Here is a 2,493-nt window from a genome sequence, read left to right on the forward strand (position 1 = left end):
TTGGAAATAGCTGGCGCTGCTAACCAGCCAGTCACTTTTGTCGGAGAGACAGCAACTTTTGCGGAGCAGATTAAAGCTGCTCTTCCTCAGGCTGTCATTCAGCCGACCTTGCCAGATGCAGCAGCTGTTGGTCGTCTCGGTTTAGACCTGCCAGCCCAGTCTATTCATGACTTTGTTCCTAACTATCTCAAGCGGGTAGAAGCCGAGGAAAATTGGCTCAAGACCCATCAGGCGTCCAGCGATTCTTACATTCAGCGCCTATGATTGAGATGAGAAAATGGAGCGCTAACTCGGATGTGGACGCGGCACCTCTCGCAAAAGAGCTGGAAGAGCTCTTGCTTGCAGTCTATGAGGTCAGCCCTTGGACAGCGGATCAAGTAGCAGAGGTTCTGCGCTCAGATGTGAATAGTTGTGCGCTAGCAGAAGACGAGAGTCAGCTAGTCGGCTTTTTAGTCTGGCAGGAGATAGACTTTGAAGCAGAAGTCCTGCAGATTGCTGTATTGCCTAGCTATCAGGGACAGAAAATCGCGACAGCCTTGTTTGACTTTTTGCCAGCAGACAAAGAAATTTTCCTCGAAGTGAGGGAGTCCAACAAGCCAGCTCTGCTATTTTACAAAAAAGAAAAATTTGAAGAAATCGCGCGGCGGAAGGCCTACTACCATGCTCCGGTGGAAGATGCGATTGTTATGAAAAGAGAGATCCATGAAAGATAGATATATTTTAGCTTTTGAGACGTCTTGTGACGAGACCAGTGTGGCGGTTCTGAAGAATGAGACCGAGCTTTTGAGCAATGTCATTGCCAGCCAGATTGAGAGCCACAAGCGTTTTGGCGGAGTGGTACCAGAAGTGGCTAGCCGCCACCATGTGGAGGTCATTACGGTTTGCATTGAGGAGGCCTTGGCAGAAGCAGGGATTAGCGAGGAGCAAGTCACAGCAGTGGCGGTTACCTATGGTCCGGGTCTGGTTGGGGCGCTTCTGGTCGGCTTGGCAGCGGCCAAGTCCTTTGCCTGGGCTCATGATATTCCCTTGATTCCGGTCAATCACATGGCTGGACACCTGATGGCAGCCCAGAGCGTGGAGCCCTTGGAATTTCCCTTGCTGGCTCTCTTGGTCAGCGGCGGCCATACTGAGCTGGTCTATGTCAGTCAGGCTGGTGACTATAAGATTGTGGGGGAAACTCGCGATGATGCGGTCGGTGAAGCCTATGATAAGGTCGGTCGAGTCATGGGTCTGACCTATCCAGCAGGCCGGGAGATTGATCAGCTGGCTCATGAGGGACAGGTTATTTATGATTTTCCGCGGGCTATGATCAAGGAAGATAATCTGGAATTTTCTTTTTCCGGTCTCAAGTCGGCCTTTATCAACCTGCACCACAATGCCCAGCAAAAGGGAGAAGTCTTGTCTAATCAAGACTTGTCCGCTAGCTTTCAGGCGGCGGTCATGGATATTCTCATGGCCAAGACTAAAAAAGCGCTGGAAAAATATCCAGTCAAGACTCTGGTCGTGGCGGGCGGTGTTGCGGCCAATCAAGGCCTGAGAGAACGCTTGGCAGCTGAAATTCAGGATGTTAAGGTGATCATTCCGCCACTGCGCCTCTGCGGTGACAATGCTGGTATGATTGCCTATGCCAGTGTCAGTGAGTGGAATAAGGAAAATTTTGCCGGTTTGGACCTCAATGCGAAGCCTAGTCTGGCTTTTGAAACCATGGAGTAAAGGAGAACAATGCGCGGGCAGACATTTAAACAGGGGGCACAAGCAGCAGTGCCAACGGCTCTAGGCTATGTCGGAATCGGTCTAGCCTGTGGCATTATGGCGGCGCCCTATATGAATCCTCTGGAAATGGGCCTGATGAGCCTCTTGGTTTATGCAGGCAGTGCCCAGTTTGCTATGATAGGTTTGATTGCGCAAGGTGCTCCAATTTTGGCCATTGCCTTGACTGTCTTTTTGATCAATCTGCGTTTTTTCTTGCTAGGGCTACATGCCTCTAGCATTTTTAGAGACTTCAGCATGGGGCAAAATATTGCGATGGGGAGTCTCCTTACCGATGAGTCCTACGGTGTTTTGATGGGAGAGCAGATTCACTCGAAGGTGATTTTGCCACAGTGGATGCATGGAAATAATCTGCTGAGCCATGGTGCTTGGTTCCTTGGAACGGTGCTGGGAACGATTTTAGGTGGCCTCTTGCCCAATCCTGAAAGCTTTGGCCTGGACTTTGCCCTAGTCGCCATGTTTATTGGCATTTTCTCTTCTCAGTTTACAATCATGCTGCGACGGGTCAAGATAAAGAAGCTCTTTTTCGTCTTGGGCGTGGTGGGCCTTGCCTACTTAGTCCTAACTATGCTACTTCAAAATTCGCTGGCGGTGCTTTTTGCAACCTTGCTAGGCTGTACGGTGGGGGTGATTTTGGATGATAAGTAAGTATATTTTACTGGCCATTCTTTTGTCAGCCCTAGTCACTTGGATTCCGCGGGTTTTACCCTTTATCCTAGTCAA

At 49.9% G+C, this 2,493-nt stretch carries 3 protein-coding genes and 2 pseudogenes; all 5 read left to right on the top strand.

Annotation, left to right across the window (positions count from 1 at the left end; genetic code table 11):
* Nucleotides 1-264 (top strand): annotated as a pseudogene (locus tag Q0191_RS05065) (tRNA (adenosine(37)-N6)-threonylcarbamoyltransferase complex dimerization subunit type 1 TsaB); the annotation flags it as partial.
* A complete protein-coding gene (gene rimI, locus Q0191_RS05070; protein ID WP_297664413.1) occupies nucleotides 261-713 on the top strand; it encodes a ribosomal protein S18-alanine N-acetyltransferase in 453 nt (150 codons plus the stop codon). The pseudogene Q0191_RS05065 and the gene rimI, both read left to right, overlap by 4 nt.
* Nucleotides 703-1,713, top strand: coding sequence for a tRNA (adenosine(37)-N6)-threonylcarbamoyltransferase complex transferase subunit TsaD (tsaD, locus tag Q0191_RS05075; RefSeq protein WP_297664409.1), 1,011 nt, complete (start codon nucleotides 703-705; stop codon nucleotides 1,711-1,713). Before rimI ends, tsaD begins: the two co-directional genes overlap by 11 nt.
* A 9-nt stretch (nucleotides 1,714-1,722) precedes the next feature.
* Entirely contained in the window at nucleotides 1,723-2,418 is a 696-nt protein-coding gene (locus tag Q0191_RS05080; RefSeq protein WP_297664411.1) for an AzlC family ABC transporter permease, read from the top strand.
* Nucleotides 2,408-2,493, top strand: a pseudogene (locus tag Q0191_RS05085) (AzlD domain-containing protein); the annotation flags it as partial. The gene Q0191_RS05080 and the pseudogene Q0191_RS05085, both read left to right, overlap by 11 nt.

Origin of the sequence: uncultured Streptococcus sp. (assembly GCF_938036805.1) — a bacterium.
GTDB lineage: Bacteria > Bacillota > Bacilli > Lactobacillales > Streptococcaceae > Streptococcus.